Annotated in this window: 22 protein-coding genes; 5 read left to right on the top strand and 17 right to left on the bottom strand. The window is 67.4% G+C overall.

Going from position 1 to position 14,349, the window contains the following annotated elements; all coding sequences use genetic code 11:
• Positions 1 to 38 precede the first annotated feature (38 nt).
• The 5 genes from lptB to NFE57_RS08700 form a co-directional block, all read right to left on the bottom strand.
• The gene (gene lptB, locus NFE57_RS08720) at positions 39 to 815 is read right to left on the bottom strand and encodes an LPS export ABC transporter ATP-binding protein (RefSeq protein WP_252135177.1); all 777 of its coding nucleotides are present in this window, start codon (positions 813 to 815) and stop codon (positions 39 to 41) included.
• Positions 816 to 998: 183 nt separating this feature from the next.
• On the bottom strand, positions 999 to 1,547 hold the full coding sequence (locus NFE57_RS08715; RefSeq protein WP_252135176.1) for an LptA/OstA family protein: 549 nt from the start codon (positions 1,545 to 1,547) through the stop codon (positions 999 to 1,001).
• A gap of 19 nt (positions 1,548 to 1,566) precedes the next feature.
• Positions 1,567 to 2,193 (bottom strand): LPS export ABC transporter periplasmic protein LptC, encoded by a 627-nt coding sequence (lptC, locus tag NFE57_RS08710; protein ID WP_252135175.1) that lies wholly within the window; start codon positions 2,191 to 2,193, stop codon positions 1,567 to 1,569.
• Between the two features lie 116 nt (positions 2,194 to 2,309).
• A complete protein-coding gene (locus NFE57_RS08705) occupies positions 2,310 to 2,927 on the bottom strand; it encodes a ribonuclease D (protein WP_252135174.1) in 618 nt (205 codons plus the stop codon).
• Positions 2,928 to 2,958: 31 nt separating this feature from the next.
• A complete protein-coding gene (locus tag NFE57_RS08700; protein WP_252135173.1) occupies positions 2,959 to 3,759 on the bottom strand; it encodes a TerC family protein in 801 nt (266 codons plus the stop codon).
• A 209-nt stretch (positions 3,760 to 3,968) separates the two neighbouring features.
• Here NFE57_RS08700 and NFE57_RS16675 point away from each other — a divergent pair, with 209 nt between their 5' ends.
• Positions 3,969 to 4,721, top strand: coding sequence for a cold-shock protein (locus tag NFE57_RS16675; RefSeq protein ID WP_286207743.1), 753 nt, complete (start codon positions 3,969 to 3,971; stop codon positions 4,719 to 4,721).
• Positions 4,722 to 4,974: 253 nt separating this feature from the next.
• Here NFE57_RS16675 and NFE57_RS08680 read toward each other — a convergent pair whose 3' ends face one another.
• The 7 genes from NFE57_RS08680 to NFE57_RS08650 form a co-directional block, all read right to left on the bottom strand.
• Entirely contained in the window at positions 4,975 to 5,808 is an 834-nt protein-coding gene (locus NFE57_RS08680) for an EamA family transporter (RefSeq protein ID WP_252135172.1), read from the bottom strand.
• Between the two features lie 169 nt (positions 5,809 to 5,977).
• Positions 5,978 to 6,328 (bottom strand): glycine zipper 2TM domain-containing protein, encoded by a 351-nt coding sequence (locus tag NFE57_RS08675; RefSeq protein WP_252135171.1) that lies wholly within the window; start codon positions 6,326 to 6,328, stop codon positions 5,978 to 5,980.
• Positions 6,329 to 6,403: 75 nt separating this feature from the next.
• Complete coding sequence (locus tag NFE57_RS08670) at positions 6,404 to 7,993, bottom strand: cisplatin damage response ATP-dependent DNA ligase (protein ID WP_252135170.1); 1,590 nt, start codon at positions 7,991 to 7,993, stop codon at positions 6,404 to 6,406.
• A gap of 75 nt (positions 7,994 to 8,068) precedes the next feature.
• Positions 8,069 to 8,290 (bottom strand): hypothetical protein, encoded by a 222-nt coding sequence (locus NFE57_RS08665; protein WP_252135169.1) that lies wholly within the window; start codon positions 8,288 to 8,290, stop codon positions 8,069 to 8,071.
• 320 nt (positions 8,291 to 8,610) lie between these two features.
• Positions 8,611 to 9,090 carry a RidA family protein gene (locus NFE57_RS08660; RefSeq protein WP_252135168.1) on the bottom strand — a complete coding sequence of 160 codons (480 nt, stop codon included), beginning with the start codon at positions 9,088 to 9,090 and terminating at the stop codon, positions 8,611 to 8,613.
• Positions 9,091 to 9,121: 31 nt separating this feature from the next.
• Positions 9,122 to 9,745, bottom strand: coding sequence for an HAD family hydrolase (locus tag NFE57_RS08655; RefSeq protein ID WP_252135167.1), 624 nt, complete (start codon positions 9,743 to 9,745; stop codon positions 9,122 to 9,124).
• Positions 9,742 to 10,017, bottom strand: coding sequence for a DUF3572 family protein (locus tag NFE57_RS08650; RefSeq protein WP_252135166.1), 276 nt, complete (start codon positions 10,015 to 10,017; stop codon positions 9,742 to 9,744). Before NFE57_RS08650 ends, NFE57_RS08655 begins: the two co-directional genes overlap by 4 nt.
• A gap of 39 nt (positions 10,018 to 10,056) precedes the next feature.
• Between NFE57_RS08650 and NFE57_RS08645 the strand changes: the two genes are divergently transcribed.
• Complete coding sequence (locus NFE57_RS08645) at positions 10,057 to 10,434, top strand: response regulator (RefSeq protein WP_252135165.1); 378 nt, start codon at positions 10,057 to 10,059, stop codon at positions 10,432 to 10,434.
• An 87-nt stretch (positions 10,435 to 10,521) separates the two neighbouring features.
• Here NFE57_RS08645 and rpmG read toward each other — a convergent pair whose 3' ends face one another.
• Positions 10,522 to 10,689: a 50S ribosomal protein L33 gene (rpmG, locus tag NFE57_RS08640; protein ID WP_252135164.1), complete on the bottom strand. Its 168-nt coding sequence runs from the start codon at positions 10,687 to 10,689 to the stop codon at positions 10,522 to 10,524.
• Between the two features lie 108 nt (positions 10,690 to 10,797).
• Positions 10,798 to 10,965 (bottom strand): hypothetical protein, encoded by a 168-nt coding sequence (locus NFE57_RS08635; RefSeq protein WP_252135163.1) that lies wholly within the window; start codon positions 10,963 to 10,965, stop codon positions 10,798 to 10,800.
• Positions 10,966 to 11,053: 88 nt separating this feature from the next.
• Here NFE57_RS08635 and NFE57_RS08630 point away from each other — a divergent pair, with 88 nt between their 5' ends.
• Both NFE57_RS08630 and NFE57_RS08625 read left to right on the top strand, forming a co-directional pair.
• Positions 11,054 to 11,374, top strand: a complete 321-nt coding sequence (locus tag NFE57_RS08630) for a hypothetical protein (protein ID WP_252135162.1) — start codon at positions 11,054 to 11,056, stop codon at positions 11,372 to 11,374.
• A 24-nt stretch (positions 11,375 to 11,398) separates the two neighbouring features.
• On the top strand, positions 11,399 to 11,953 hold the full coding sequence (locus NFE57_RS08625) for a TMEM165/GDT1 family protein (RefSeq protein WP_252135161.1): 555 nt from the start codon (positions 11,399 to 11,401) through the stop codon (positions 11,951 to 11,953).
• Between the two features lie 73 nt (positions 11,954 to 12,026).
• Here NFE57_RS08625 and NFE57_RS08620 read toward each other — a convergent pair whose 3' ends face one another.
• Together NFE57_RS08620 and NFE57_RS08615 are read right to left on the bottom strand one after the other, a co-directional pair.
• Positions 12,027 to 12,461: a nucleoside deaminase gene (locus NFE57_RS08620; RefSeq protein ID WP_382280128.1), complete on the bottom strand. Its 435-nt coding sequence runs from the start codon at positions 12,459 to 12,461 to the stop codon at positions 12,027 to 12,029.
• A gap of 80 nt (positions 12,462 to 12,541) precedes the next feature.
• A complete protein-coding gene (locus tag NFE57_RS08615; RefSeq protein WP_252135159.1) occupies positions 12,542 to 12,793 on the bottom strand; it encodes a hypothetical protein in 252 nt (83 codons plus the stop codon).
• Between the two features lie 141 nt (positions 12,794 to 12,934).
• Here NFE57_RS08615 and rpmB point away from each other — a divergent pair, with 141 nt between their 5' ends.
• Entirely contained in the window at positions 12,935 to 13,225 is a 291-nt protein-coding gene (gene rpmB, locus NFE57_RS08610; protein WP_252135158.1) for a 50S ribosomal protein L28, read from the top strand.
• On the opposite strand, the gene NFE57_RS08605 is transcribed toward rpmB, so the two are convergent.
• Positions 13,209 to 14,243: an esterase-like activity of phytase family protein gene (locus NFE57_RS08605; RefSeq protein WP_252135157.1), complete on the bottom strand. Its 1,035-nt coding sequence runs from the start codon at positions 14,241 to 14,243 to the stop codon at positions 13,209 to 13,211. The genes rpmB and NFE57_RS08605 overlap by 17 nt on opposite strands.
• Positions 14,244 to 14,349: the final 106 nt, after the last annotated feature.

The raw sequence follows: 14,349 nt of genomic DNA, 5'->3' as shown, positions 1-14,349 counted from the left end.
GGCCGGTGCCGCCCGCTCGGCATAGCCGAGCCAAAGACTCACAGCGAGAAGCCTTCGCCGAGATACAGCCGCCGTACATTGGTATCCGCCACCAGTTCCTCGGGCGAGCCCGAGAACAGCACGCGGCCGTCGTAGATGATGTAGGCGCGGTCGACGATGTCGAGCGTTTCGCGGACGTTGTGGTCGGTAATCAGCACGCCGATGCCGCGCCGCTTCAGATCCTTCACCAGATCGCGGATGTCGGCGATCGAGATCGGGTCGATCCCGGCGAAGGGTTCGTCGAGCAGGATGATCGACGGGTCGGCGGCGAGCGCGCGGGCGATCTCGGCGCGGCGCCGCTCGCCGCCCGACAGCGCCATCGCGGGGGCATCGCGCAGCCGCGTCAGCCCGAATTCGTCGAGCAACTGATCGAGCCGTTCCTGCCGCGCGGCCTTGTCGGGTTCGGCGAGTTCGAGCACGGTCAGGATGTTCTTCTCGATCGTCAGCCCGCGGAAGATCGAGGTTTCCTGCGGCAGATAGCCGAGCCCCAGGATCGCGCGGCGATACATGGGCAGCCCGGTGATATCCTCGCCATCGAGCAATACGCGGCCCGAATCGGGCTTCACCAGCCCCATCACCGAATAGAAGCAGGTCGTCTTGCCCGCCCCGTTGGGGCCGAGCAGCCCGACCACCTCGCCACGCCCGACCGACACCGAGACGTCGGTCAGCACAACGCGCTTGTCGTACGATTTGGCGATCGAGATCGCCGCCAGGCCGTCATGCACGGGCGCTTCGGCGATCGGTTCGATCTCGTCGAGAATGGTCACGTCGTCCATCGGCCCTCATGCACGCTGCGGTTGCCCGCCCCGGCGGTGCGGGGCGGCCCGTTGGCGGGATTGCTGCACTTTATGGCCCGATTCCCGGCTGTTGGCGGGTTCGTGCATGTGCGATTCAGGCGAATCTAGGCGATCGGCCCCGGTTCGCAAAGGGGCACGCGCCGCATCGCGTCATTTTGCCGGTCAGTCGCGGCTGCCGGCAGCGCGATCGGGCACCGAGAACCGGCCGGTGACGCGGCCGTTCGACTGGCTGGTGGTGCCGGTGGCGCCGGTGCCGCCGCGCGCCGCGGTGGCGCCGTCGATCACCGCGCGGCCGCTGTCGAGGTTGATCGTCAACCGCCCGCCCTTCACGTTGTTGCCGCCCTGCGTCAGCGTGACGCCGCCGATCATCGTGATCACTCGGCGGTTGAGATCGTAGACCGCGTAATTGCCGCGCGCGCTCTGATCCGGGCGGGTCACGGTGACGCCGCCCGCCGCGTCGAGCCGGGACACCTGCGGCGACCCGTCGAGCACGCGCCCGGTGTAGGCGACCGTCATGCGTTCCGCGCGCAGCGTCATCTCGGCCTGGCGGACGACGACCGCGCCCGACAGGACCGCGCGATTCGCCCGGTCTTGCAGCTCGATATGCGCGGCCGAGAAATCGATCGGCGCGCGCGCATTATGGCGCGACTGTGCGACCGCGCCGCTCGCAAGGAGCGCCAGAAGGACAAGCGGGAGGCGCGAGCGCGGCATGGCTGTGCTATCTGTTGCCTTATGGGACGATGCGCAAGTGCGCGTTGCCATCGAGCGACACGGTGCGCTTCTCGAGATCGGCGCTCAAGCGGTCGGCGCGGAACGTGCCTTGCGGCGTCGCGCCGGTGACGCCGCCGTCGCTCGTCATCCGATGCGTCTTGAGATCGACCGTCGCGTCGTGCGTATCGAGCGTATAGCCGCCGGCGGTGCGCACCGTGATCGGCCCGTTGAGCGCGGCTTGCTGCGATTCCATATCGTAGCGCCCGCCCGGCGAGACGATCTGTGCGGGGCCGTCCGACAGCCGGATGCCCGCGGCGAGATCGTTGAGCTCGACGATCGGTTCGGCCGAGCTGCGCTGGACCGCCGACCCCGCCGCCAGCACGAACGGCCGCCCGCGATTGTCCTCGCCGCGATAGGTCGCCGATTGCAGCTTCATGCGTTGTTTGGCGACATCGACCTTGTTCTTGTCGAGAATGAACGACACGTCGCCGCGCATATAGAGCGGTGCCATCGCCAGAAACGCCGCGAGCACGCCGATCGCGACCGGCAGTGCAACGCGCAGCACCTGGATCACACGATCATGGCTGCCGCCCGGCGCCGCCCAGATCTGCCGGGCGGTTTTCTGCCGGCGGGCGATCTCAGACATGATGTGCGCCTATGGCGAAGCGGCACCGGCCCGCTCCCCCACCCGGCCACCCATATGATACTGCCGTTGGGTGGCCGGGTGGGGGAGCGGGCCGGTGCCGCAAAGCAGAAACGCTCTCAAACATGCGCGAAGAGGTCGATCTCGGGCCAGCCGGCGAGATCGAGCTCGGCGCGCGCGGGGAGGAAATCGAAACAGGCCTGGGCGAGATGCGTGCGGCCTTCGCGCGCCAGCCGCCGATCGAGTTCCTCGCGCAGCGCGTGGAGAAAGCGCACGTCCGACGCGGCGTAATCGCGCTGCGCCTCGGACAGCACCGGCCCGCCCCAATCCGACGATTGCTGCTGCTTGGAAATATCCTGCCCCAGCAATTCGCGCACCAGCTCCTTGAGCCCGTGGCGGTCGGTATAGGTGCGCACCAGGCGCGAGGCGATCTTGGTGCAATAGACCGGCGCCGCGACGACGCCGAGATAATGGCGGATCGCGGCGAGATCGAAGCGCGCGAAATGATAGAGTTTGAGCCGGCCGGGATCGGCGAGCACGGCCTTGAGGTTGGGAGCGGCATAATCGCTGCCGGGGTTGAAGCGCACCAGATGCTCGTCGCCGCCACCGTCCGAGATCTGGACCACGCACAGCCGGTCGCGCGGGGTGATCAGCCCCATGGTTTCGGTGTCGATGGCGATGGCGCCCGGGCCGAGCGCGCCGGCGGGCAGGTCTTCTTCGTGGAAATAGACGGTCATGCCTGCCGCCTAGCGCCGTTCGGCGCCGTGCTCAATGGTTGCCGTCGGCCGCCTTGGCCTCGCGGCGCCGCCGGGCGGTGATGTTGAGGATCTCGACCCCGGCCGAAAAGGCCATCGCGGTGTAGATATAGCCCTTCGGCACGTGCACGCCGAAGCCGTCGGCGATCAGCACCACGCCGATCATCAGCAGGAAGCCGAGCGCCAGCATCACCACCGTCGGGTTGCGCGCGATGAAATTGCCGAGCGGATCGGCGGCGAACATCATCACCGCCACCGCGAATACCACCGCGACGATCATCACCGGCAGATGGTCGGTCATGCCGACCGCGGTCAGGATCGAATCGATCGAGAACACCATGTCGAGGATCAGGATCTGGACGATCGCCGAGCCGAAGCCCAGCGTCGCCTTGCCCGCGATGGTCGGCGTGGCGGCGGCGCCCGAATGATCCTCACCCTGCATCGCGCCGTGGATTTCGCTGGTCGCCTTGTAGAGCAGGAACAGCCCGCCGGCGATCAGGATCAGGTCGCGAATCGAAAAGGCGGTCTCGAAGGACGGCTCGCCGTAGCTCCCGGTCGCGCCGGTGATGCCGAGATCGAATACCGGCGCGGTCATCCCCACGATCCAGGCGATCATCGACAGCAGCGCCAGCCGCATGATCAGCGCGAGGCTGATGCCGATTCGCCGCACCTTGCTGCGCTGGGCTTCGGGCAGCTTGTTCGACAGAATCGAAATGAAGATCAGATTGTCGATGCCCAGCACCACTTCCATCACGATCAGCGTGATGAGCGCGGCCCAGGCAGCGGGATCGGCGAGCAGGGTTGCGATCGGCATAGCGACGCCCTGTGCCGTTCGCGCAACGCTTGCGCAAGTATTGGTGTGAAGCGAACGTGATTTTAGACGAATTTGTTCGCTGTTGTCCTTCTTTTCGGATATGCCGGGGAATGTGGCGCGAGACGATAGCGCCCGAAGACCTGCGTTTGTCGTCCGACGCTGTGGTTCTTGATGGTGAATTTGGGCGAAGTCGGGAAGACGAGCAGGGCATGAGTTTCGACAAAGGACGCCGCGGCGATCGCGGCGGGCGCGGCAGGGACAAGCGCGACAGTTTTGGTGGCGACGATTTCGGCGGCGGGTTCCAGGATCGCGGGTTCGGTGGCGGCGACCGCTTCGGTGGCGGCGATCGATTCGGTGGCGGTGGTGACCGATTCGGCGGCGGCGGCGGCGGTGGATTCCGCGGCGGCGGCGGTGGCGGCGGTTTCCGCGGCGGCGGCGGTGGGGGGATGCCCCCGCAGGTCGTTGGCGAGGGATCGGGCACCGTCAAGTTTTTCAACGGCCAGAAGGGCTTCGGCTTCATCGTCCGCGACGATGGCGCCGAGGATGTGTTCGTTCACATCTCCGCGGTCGAACAGGCGGGGTTGACCGGTCTGGCCGAAGGCCAGCCGCTCAGCTTCACGCTGGTCGATCGTGGTGGCCGCATTTCGGCGACCGACCTCAAGATCGACGGTGAGCCGATGCCGATCGAGGATCGCGGCCCGCCGCGTGATCGCGACGGCGACCGTGGCGGTCCGCAGCGGCAGCTTACCGGCGAGAAGGCGACCGGCACGGTCAAGTTCTTCAACGCCATGAAGGGCTTCGGCTTCATCCAGCGCGACGATGGCCAGCCCGATGCGTTCGTTCACATCTCGGCGGTCGAGCGCGCAGGTCTGGCGACGCTCAACGAAGGCGACCGGCTCGAGTTCGAACTCGAGGTCGATCGCCGCGGCAAACATGCAGCGGTGAACCTGCAGTCGATCTGATCCAGCGGGGTTAGGGAGAGGAAGCCCGGCGCGCATGGACGCGCCGGGCTCTTTCTTTGTCCTGCGCATTTCGAGCCGGATGGCAGCACCCCGCGATTCGCAAATCGCGATCATCGACCGCGGCCGGCAAAGAGAGAGCAAGGTCCGGCGCGAACGAACCCGATCGTCCGATCGAACGGGATCGTCGCGGGGTTATCTTTTGTTCGCCGTTATTTCCGAGCCGCCAGATGACTTCATCCGGCTCGACATCACTCTAGCCGCTCAGGATCAGCGCCGCGCCGGCAAGAATGCCGAGCACGCCGGCGATACGGCCGGGCGTCGCGCGCTCGCCGAGGCACAGCACCGAGATCACCAGCGCGGTCACCATGCCGGTTTCGCGCAGCGCTGCGAGCAAGGCGGTGGGGCCCATCGCGAATGCCCAGAGCGCCATGCCGTAGGTCACGATCGATAGCGCCCCCGCGATCGCGCCGGGCTTCCATTGCCGCGCCGCGCTCGCGAAGATTGCGCCGCGCGAGACGATCCCGAACATCGCCACGACGACGCCGCCCATCGTCACGAACAGCCAGACGATATAGCTTGCCGGCGTCGGCGCCGCGCGCACGCCGTGCGCGTCGATGACGGTATAGCTCGCGATGAAAACGCCGGTGAGCAAGGCCCAGCCCAGCGCGCCGGGCTGAACATGGCGTCCCCCCATCATGATGAACATCGCCGCGCCGACGATGGCGATCCCCGCGATTTCCTGCGCCGTCGCGGGCTCGCCGAAGAGGCCCAACGTCACGAGCGCGGTCAGCAGCGGCGCGGTGCCCCGCATCACGGGATAGACGGCAGAGAGATCGCCGATCTGATAGGCGCGGATCAAGGCGAACAGATAGAAGCCGTGGATGACCGCGCTCGCCGCGATCCAGCCCCAGGCGCCGGTCGGCCAGGGCACGAACAGCGTTGCCGGCAGCAGGATGATCGCGCTCGATCCGTCGGTGAGCGCGCGAGCCGCCATCTTGTCGCGGCCGCCCTTGACGATCGCATTGACGATCGCGTGGATCGATCCCGACGCGATCATCAGGATCGAAGCGAGGGTGAGCGGCGACATGGCCGTTCGTTAGAGCGATTTCGTGCCGGATGGAATCGCCCGGCGGCTCGGACGGCAGGGCTCGCCAAAGCGACCCCAGCATCGGCGCGGTCATTGCCTGCGCGCCGCTATCAAAAGACGGCGGCGCCCGTCGTTGCCGACGGGCGCCGCCTAATCCCTCACGATCAGCTTATTTGCAGGCGAGATCCGCCCGGTCGATCGCCCGCCCGCCGACGGCACCCGCGGCACCGCCGAGGATCGTGCCGATCGTCTTGGAGCCACCCGGCGCGATCAGGTTACCCAACAGTGCGCCGGCGCCGGCGCCGACCAGCGTGCCGGTGGTGCCGTTCTCGCGCTTGCAATAATAACGGCCGTCGCGATCGCGGTAGATGCGGTCGCCGTCGCGCGCGCCGCGATTGACGGTATCCTGGTTGTAAACGCGGTCCCCCGAGCTGAAGAGCCCGCCATTGTCCCCCGCGCAGGCGCCGAGGGGCGCGGCGGCGGCAACCAGAAACGCGGTGGCAAGTATCGACGTACGCATGGCAAATCCCCTTGATTGTTACGCGCTCAACCATCGGCGAGCCGGTTTGGTTGCGCCGTCCGACGCGGCGGTGGCTCAGGTCACCAGCCCCGCGAGAGTCGCCACCCGATCGGCTTCGGCGGCGGGTTTGTCGGTGCGGATGCGGTTGATCCGGGGGAAACGCATCGCGACCCCCGATTTGTGCCGCGACGAGGCGTGGACCGAATCGAACGCGATCTCGAGCACCAGCGTCTTGTCGACCTCGCGCACCGGGCCGAAACGGTTGACCGTGTGGGTGCGCACGAAGCGATCGAGGAATTTGAGTTCCGCGTCGGTGATCCCCGAATAGGCCTTGCCGACCGGGAGCAGGGTGCCGTCCTCGCTCCAGCAGCCGAAGGTGTAATCCGAATAAAAGGACGAGCGGCGGCCGCTGCCGCGCTGCGCGTACATCATCACGCAATCGACCACGAGCGGATCGCGCTTCCACTTGTACCACAAGCCGGTACGGCGCCCGGCGACATAAGGCGAATCGCGGCGCTTGAGCATCACGCCTTCGATCGCGGCGTCGCGCGCGCCCGCGCGCAGGCCTTCGAGCGCGTCGATATCGGGGGCGTCGATGACGACCGACAGGTCGAAGCGATTGCGATCGAGCCGCGCGACCAAGGCTTCGAGCCGTTGCCGGCGCGTGCTCCAGGGCAGGTCGCGAACATCCTCGCTGCCGTCGAACAGCACGTCGTAGAGCCGCACGAAGGCCGGAAATTCGGCCAGCATCCGGTGAGACACCTGCTTGCGGCCAAGCCGCTGCTGGAGCGCGTTGAAGCTTGCGGCCCCGGCGCCCTCGCCAAGCCCACCGCCCTGCGCCGCGCCCTTGACGAGCAATTCGCCGTCGAGCGCGCCCGGCAGGCGGAAATCGGCGGCGACATCGGGAAAGCTGGCGGTGATGTCGTCGCCCGCGCGGCTGTAGAGCCGGGTCTCGCCCGCGACATGGACGAGCTGGACGCGAATCCCGTCCCATTTCCACTCGGCGGCATAATCGGCGAGGTCGACACGCGCGTCGCCGATCGGATGCGCGAGCATGAACGGGCGAAAGACCGGAACGTCGGCGGCGGTCGGTTGGTTCGCGCGGCCTTCGGCCCAGGCGAACAGCCGCGCATAAGGCGCGTCGATGCCGTGCCACACCTCCTCGACCGCGTCGACATCGAGACCGAAGGCCTGCGCGAGCGCGGTCTTGGCGAGCCGCGCCGATACGCCGATCCGCAAGCCCCCGGTCGCGAGCTTGAGCAGCGCGAAGCGCCCGTCGGTATCGAGCCGGTCGAGCAGCTCCGCCATCACCGCGGGCGCATCCGAGCGCGAGAGCGCGGCGAGCTGGTCGATCACCGCCGCCAGCCGCAGGTCCTCGCCTGCGCCGTCGCGATCGCCCGGCCACAGCAACGCCACGGTTTCGGCCGTATCGCCGACATAATCGCGGCTCATCCGGAACAGGATCGGATCGACGCGCTCTTCGATCAGCGTACGGATCAGCGCGGGTTTGACCGCCTTGAGGTCGAGGTCGCCGGTCAGCGCCGCCATCGCCCACCCGCGATCGGGATCGGGGGTAGCGACGAGATAATCGCCGATCAGCCTGAGCTTGGCGTTGCGCGAGCGCGTGTAGATGAGCGAATCGAGAAGCGCGGCGAAGGCGTGCATGGCAACACCAACGCGTAAGCGGTGCGCCCGGCTCCCGAAAGAGGCGGGCAATTGCCATGCACGCCGGGTAGTGCGTCAGTAGCTGTGGTGCGGCCGGGTCGGCATCCGCGTGACGGCGCCGGTCAATACCTTGCGACCGAAGGCCTCGGCGATCGTGCGCGCGTCCTCGATATTCGTAAACACCGCGCGGGTACCGCGGGGAAGCAACGGCTCGATCGCGCTGATGGTCGCGTTGTGGCGCGCGGCCATCTTGACCACTCTGGCTTCGGTTGCATCGATGTTGACGGCGCGTGACATGCGCATCTCCCATTCTAAAATGAGCGAGAGGCCATCGCCGTGGAGCCGCTGCCTTCGGTAATGCGTGCTGCTCGATTGCGCGCGCGTTGTGCGTCGATCCCGACAGCAAGGCCGGAAAATCGACGGTGCGCGCCGGGCAAAAGGCGCCGCGAAGGCAGAAGACGCTGCCGCCGTTGGGCGGGAGCATGATGATCTCTCAGTCGCTGCCATGCTCGAAAAGGACGGCGCGATGGCCCGTATATGGGGCATCGCGCGCAATTATGCCAGTCTTGCTGCCGTTTCCGATTCCGATCGCGGGCCGTCAGCTTGGTCCGAGCGGCTTAAACCGCGCCGTCGCCCGGGGCGATGGCGACGATCGCATCGATCTCGACCGCGGCGCCGAGCGGCAGCGACGGCACGCCGACCGCGCTGCGGGCGTGGCGGCCGGCATCGCCGAACAGCGCGAGCATCAGCTCCGACGCGCCGTTGGCGACCTTGGGCTGGTCGGTGAAATCGGCGGCGGAATTGACGAACACGCCCAGCTTGACGATCCGGCCGACCCGATGGAGCCCACCCAGCGCCTGCTGCATCTGCGCGACGAGCATCAGCGCGCAGCGTTGCGCGGCCTTGTAGCCGTAATCGAGATCGCGATCGTCGCCGAGTCGCCCGGTCATCAGTGCGCCGTCGTCAAACGGGAGCTGCCCTGAGATGTGGAGCAACCCCGCCGTCTCGACGGTCGGCACATAGGCCGCGACAGGAGCGGCGGCCTGGGGAAGCGTGAGCCCGAGCTCGCGCAGCTTGCGGTCGATTCGATCGGTCATTGCGGCGATCAACACCCGCGCGGGGCGGCGGTCAAGCCTCGGCAGCGGTGCCGGCGGCGAAGCGATCGAGGATCCATGCCTGCGCGGGCCGCCAATCGTCGATCCGGGCGTGGGCGTGCGGCGCGGGCGGGACGCTGGGCGCGAGATCGGGTTCGGAAACCATCTGCAGCCGGTGGACCTGCGGCGCGTGCCGCGCGACCGATTCGTGGTGAACCGCGAGATCGTCGATGAACACCGCGACGGGGGCACCATATTCGGCGACCAGCCGCGCCACCGGCCGGCCCTTGCCGCCCTGATTGCATTCGACGCGGTGCGCGATCCCGAACGCCGCGAGCTGATCGATCCGCGCGGTGCGGCAATCGTCGACCAGGTTGGTGAGGATCACGATGTCGGCGGTTTCGGCGAGCAGGGCAAGCGCCTCGCGCGCGTGCGGCACCAGCGTCTGGCGGTGCATTTGATGCGGGAAGAACCCGCCGAGCAGCCCCCACATCTCCTCGCGACTCGGCCGCGTGCCATCGCGCCGCGTCATTGAATTGGCGAAGTCGCCGCCGTCGGGGGCGAAATCGATCGCATGCGCCTCGCCCAGCCACGTCCCGAAATGGCGGACCATGTGGAGCAATACCTCGTCGCAATCGCAGATCAGCAGCGGTTTCATACGGTCTCCAGCGTGGCGCGCGCGGCGACCAATACGGCAGGCGGCACGCCCATCGAATCGGCGCACGCGATCAGATCGGGCTCGTGCGCTTCGAGGAATCCCAATACGGCCGCGAGCACGGCGGCGTCGCCCGCGCGGGTGCGCAGCGCCTGCGGGTCGAGCCCGGTCAGCGCGAGCAGGCGGGCCGCGCGGTCGGGTTCGGCCAGCGTCCAGGCCAGCGCGTGCAGCGCGAGCGCGGTTGCGTCGTGTTCGATTGTGTCGCGCGGGCGCATCGCCTACATCTTCGCCTCAAGTCGGGGGAAGAGCCGGACGTGGCAAAAAGGGTGCTCGTTGTCGAGGACAACGAACTCAATCTCAAGCTGTTCTGCGATCTGCTGCGCGCGCACGAGTTCGCGGCCGAGCCCGTGCGCGACGGCCGCGAGGCGATCGAGCGCGCGCGCGCGTTCGAACCCGACCTGATCGTGATGGATATCCAGATGCCGCACGTCAGCGGCTATGAACTGATCGGCGAACTCAAGCGCGACGAGGGGCTGCGCCGGGTGCCGATCATGGCAGTCACCGCTTATGCCGGGCGCGAGGACGAGGAACGCATCCGCGCGGCGGGCGCCGATGCCTATGTGTCCAAGCCGATTTCGCTGATGCGTTTCGTCGACGAGGTCAACGCGCTGATCGCCGGCGCCGAGGCATGACAAAGCCGCGCAGCGCGCCAGCGCTCGCGGCTTGTTCGATACCGGGCCGCGGCCGCTGCCGGGGCCGAAGAACCCGCCGGTGGCGGATTACTTGATCTTGGCTTCCTTGAACTCGACGTGCTTGCGCACGACGGGATCGTATTTGCGGAAGGTCAGCTTCTCGGTCTGGTTCCGGGGATTCTTCTTGGTGACATAGTAAAAGCCCGTGTCCGCCGAACTGACGAGCTTGATCTTGACGGTGGTCGGCTTGGCCATGACCTGACTTCCTGTGAAATAGGCTGTGTGCGTGAAACAGGAAAAGCGGCGAACGCGCGTCCGCCGCTCCTCAATGGCCGCGCGGATGCGCCATTACGGGGGCTGTTGTCAAGTCTCGGGGCCGGATTCGCCGCGGTTGCGCCGCTGTCGCGCCACCAGCCAGCCCACCGCGCCGAGCGCGCCACCGGCCAAGATCCATGCCGGTTCGCCGAGGATTTGCGCGGCGCCCGCGCCGATGGCGATGCCGAGCGCGATCCAGAAGGTGAGACGATGCATGGGCGCGCCTGCTCCGTTCGTTTACCGCCGGTTTACCATGATGGCGCATCATCGGTTCCCAAGGCGGCCAAAGGCTGGAGGTGGGACGATGCAACGGCAGATCGGGATCGACCATATCAGGGCAGACCTCGCGGCGCGAATCGCAGCGATCGACCGCATGGCCGAGCGGGAGAGCGCGGGCGCGCTGGCCGGCGCGCTCGACGACGTGCGCCGAATCGCGCAATCGCATGGCCTGTTGCCCGCGGTCACCGTCGCGCAGATGCTCGGATCGGCGCTGGCCGAGGGCGAGCGCGGGGCGCTGATTCACGGCTGGCTCTCGATCCTGCACGATGCGATCGGCTGCGACCGATTCGATTTACCGGCATGCGACGCTTATGCCGCCGCCTGCTCGGTCCGCCTTGCCCACTGACGGGGTGGCGTCGTGGATGCATTGATGGCCGCGCTGGTCGCGGCGCTTTTCGCGCAGGCCAGCGATCGCACGCCGTGGTGCGCGGCGCTGCTCGGCAGCCGATTCGCGCGGCCGGTGCCCGTCGTCACGGCGCTGGTGGTCGCGATCGTCGTCATCAACGGCCTTGGTGCCGCAGCCGGCGCGGTGATCGGGCCGATGCTGACTCCCGAAGCGAGCACGTTGCTGCTGGCGCTTGCGCTGGTGTCGGCGGGCGCGGCGGCGGTGTTTCCATTGAAGGCGCCCGATGCCCTGCCCGATTCGCGATTCGGCGCACTGCTGACCAGCCTGCTCGCGCTGCTGGCGCTCGGAATCGGCGACCGCACACAATTCATCACCTTCGCACTGGCCGCGCGCACGCCGATTCCCGCATTGGCCTTTGTCGGCGCAACGCTGGGCGCGCTCGCGGTGATGGTGCCCGCCGCCCTGATGGGGGAAGCGGCGTGGAAAGCGTTGCCGCTGCGGGTGATTCGCCATGCGTGCTGCGGGGTACTCGCTGTCGCGGGGGTGCTGATCGGGCTGCGCGCGCTCGGCTTGCTCTAATTGTCTTTCGTTTTCCGCATTTTCCGAGACGTAAGGTGAGTCCATCTGACGCGAAAATGCTCTGGCGAATCGCCTAATCCTCGCGTCGCGCGGCAAAGAAATCGCGGAGCAGCGCCGCCGCCTCGCGGTCGCCAATGCCATTATAGATGTCGGGCCGGTGGTGGCAGGTCGGCTGCGTGAAGAAGCGCGGGCCGTGCTCGACCGCGCCGCCCTTGGGGTCGCTCGCCCCGTAATAGAGCCGCGCGATCCGGGCGTGGGCGATCGCGCCCGCACACATCGCGCACGGCTCCAGCGTCACCCACAGATCGCAGCCTTCGAGCCGATCGGTGCCGAGCGCTTGCGCCGCCGCGCGAATCGCCCGCATTTCGGCGTGCGCGGTGGGGTCGCTCAGCGCGCGCGGGGCGTTGGCGGCGACCGCGACGATCACGCCGTCGCGCACCACCGCCGCGCCGACAGGCACTTCGCCCGCGCGTGCTGCATCCTCGGCCGCATCGAGCGCGGCGCGCATCGGGCTGGTCATCCTGGCCACCATCGCGGGCCAGATAGCACGATCCGCGCCGGGCGGCAGCCTTGGCGGGCCGCGTGCGCTTATGGGGCGGGCGCGGGCGCCACATTGTTGTCGGCCTTGCGGACCTCGAGCGTCGGGACCGCGACGGTCTTGTTCTCGGTGCTGACACCGATGCCGCCGACATCGGCCTTGAACTGCGGCGCCTGGCCGCCTTCGATCGTGACCTTGGGTAATTGCGCGGTTCTGGTCTGATCGATATCGATCATCCCGAACGCCATCAGCAGGACAATGGCGACGACGACAAGGCCGAGTAGGACGAGTAGGGTACGCATCAATCTTCTCCCGCTATGTCGAATCGACCCCGTAAGAACGTCGTAACGGTGCGAGTAGTTGCGCGTGCTGGTTGACCACGCCGTGTAATGCGGGTATCGGCCCAGCCTTTCCGGGAACCCGAGAATACAGGATTTCAAGCGATGTCGCGCATTTGCGAACTGACCGGCAAGGGCCGTCAGGTGGGTAACAACGTGTCCCACGCCAACAACAAGACCAAGCGCACCTTTCTGCCGAACCTGCAGAACGTGACGCTGATGTCCGAAGCGCTGGAGACCAGCGTCAAGCTGCGCGTTTCGACGCACGGGCTTCGTTCGGTCGAGCATGTCGGCGGACTGGACAACTGGCTGGTCAAGACCAACGACGACAAGCTGTCGCTCAAGGCACGCCGCCTCAAGCGCGACATCGCCAAGAAGCTTACCGCGTCGGCGTAAGCCCGCGATCGCCGGCGTCGCTGGGCGGCGCCGGCTCGATCAGCCGGAATTTCAAGAGCAGCGAGCGCTGCAGGATCGACTGATTGTCGTCCGACGCGATCCACAGGATCGTGTCGTCGCCCTCGCGCGTCGCTGCCACTGCTTCGAAATTGTCGTGGATATAGGGCGCTGCGAAGGTGGCGATCTCGGTGCCCTCGAGCATCGCACCCGGCGCGATCCGCCGCGAATCGACCAGCATCAGCTTGACCGTGAAGCTGTAGGGCAGCGCGAATCGGCGCAGCAGCACCAGCATGCGCCCGTCGGGCAGCAAGGTCGCATCGCTCGGGGCGAAGCCGGGGGGCACGACGAGGCCGAATCGGAAACCCCGGTTGGGCGTGGCGATCGGATCGCCGTCGAACCGGAGCGCGACGCGGTTGCGGCGTTTGGGCCAGCGCGCCATTTCACCGATCACGATGAAGCCGCCCGATGCCAGCCGGATCATCGATTCGGCACCGCCGTTTTCGGGCCAGTGTTGCATCGCGGGCGGCACGGCATGGCCCAATGCGCGGGTGAACGCCGCGTCGTAGCGCCAGATCTGGTTGCTGTTCTCGAACCCGACCCAATGATCGCCGGTGGCCGGATCGACCGCCAGCGATTCGCTGTCGCGATCGAATTTCTCCCAGCCCGCACCGGGGCCGTCGGGCAGGTTGATGAACTGCGGATCGGCAATCCGCCCGTCACGCCCCATCCGAAACCGGACGACATTGCCGCCGTCGCTGAGCAGCGTGAAGCGATCGCCCGCGACGTGCATCGCGGAGAATCCACCGAACGCCGGATCGGGGCTGGTGAGCGATACGCCGCCCAGCCATTCGAGCTGCCCGATGCGCGTCACCTCGGGCTGCCCGGCGACCAACGCCACGGGGCTGCTGTGGATCACCGCGCGCGCGCCGAGCAGCGGCAGCCGCGGCGCACCGCTCCACGCCGGCACGAACACGAGCGCGATCAGGACAACGAACAGGATGCGCATCGGCGACCTCATAGCGGCGATCGCTCGCGTGGCCACCGCTAATCGGGCCGGTCGTTACCTGAACGGCAGATAACGCGGGCATTCAGGACCGGCTCAAGCCCGAGCAGCGATAACCGCG

Source organism: Hephaestia sp. MAHUQ-44 (assembly GCF_023806085.1).
GTDB lineage: Bacteria > Pseudomonadota > Alphaproteobacteria > Sphingomonadales > Sphingomonadaceae > Sphingomonas.
The sequence above is the reverse complement of the archived record's forward strand: the minus strand, read 5'-3'. Positions and strand labels throughout refer to the sequence as shown.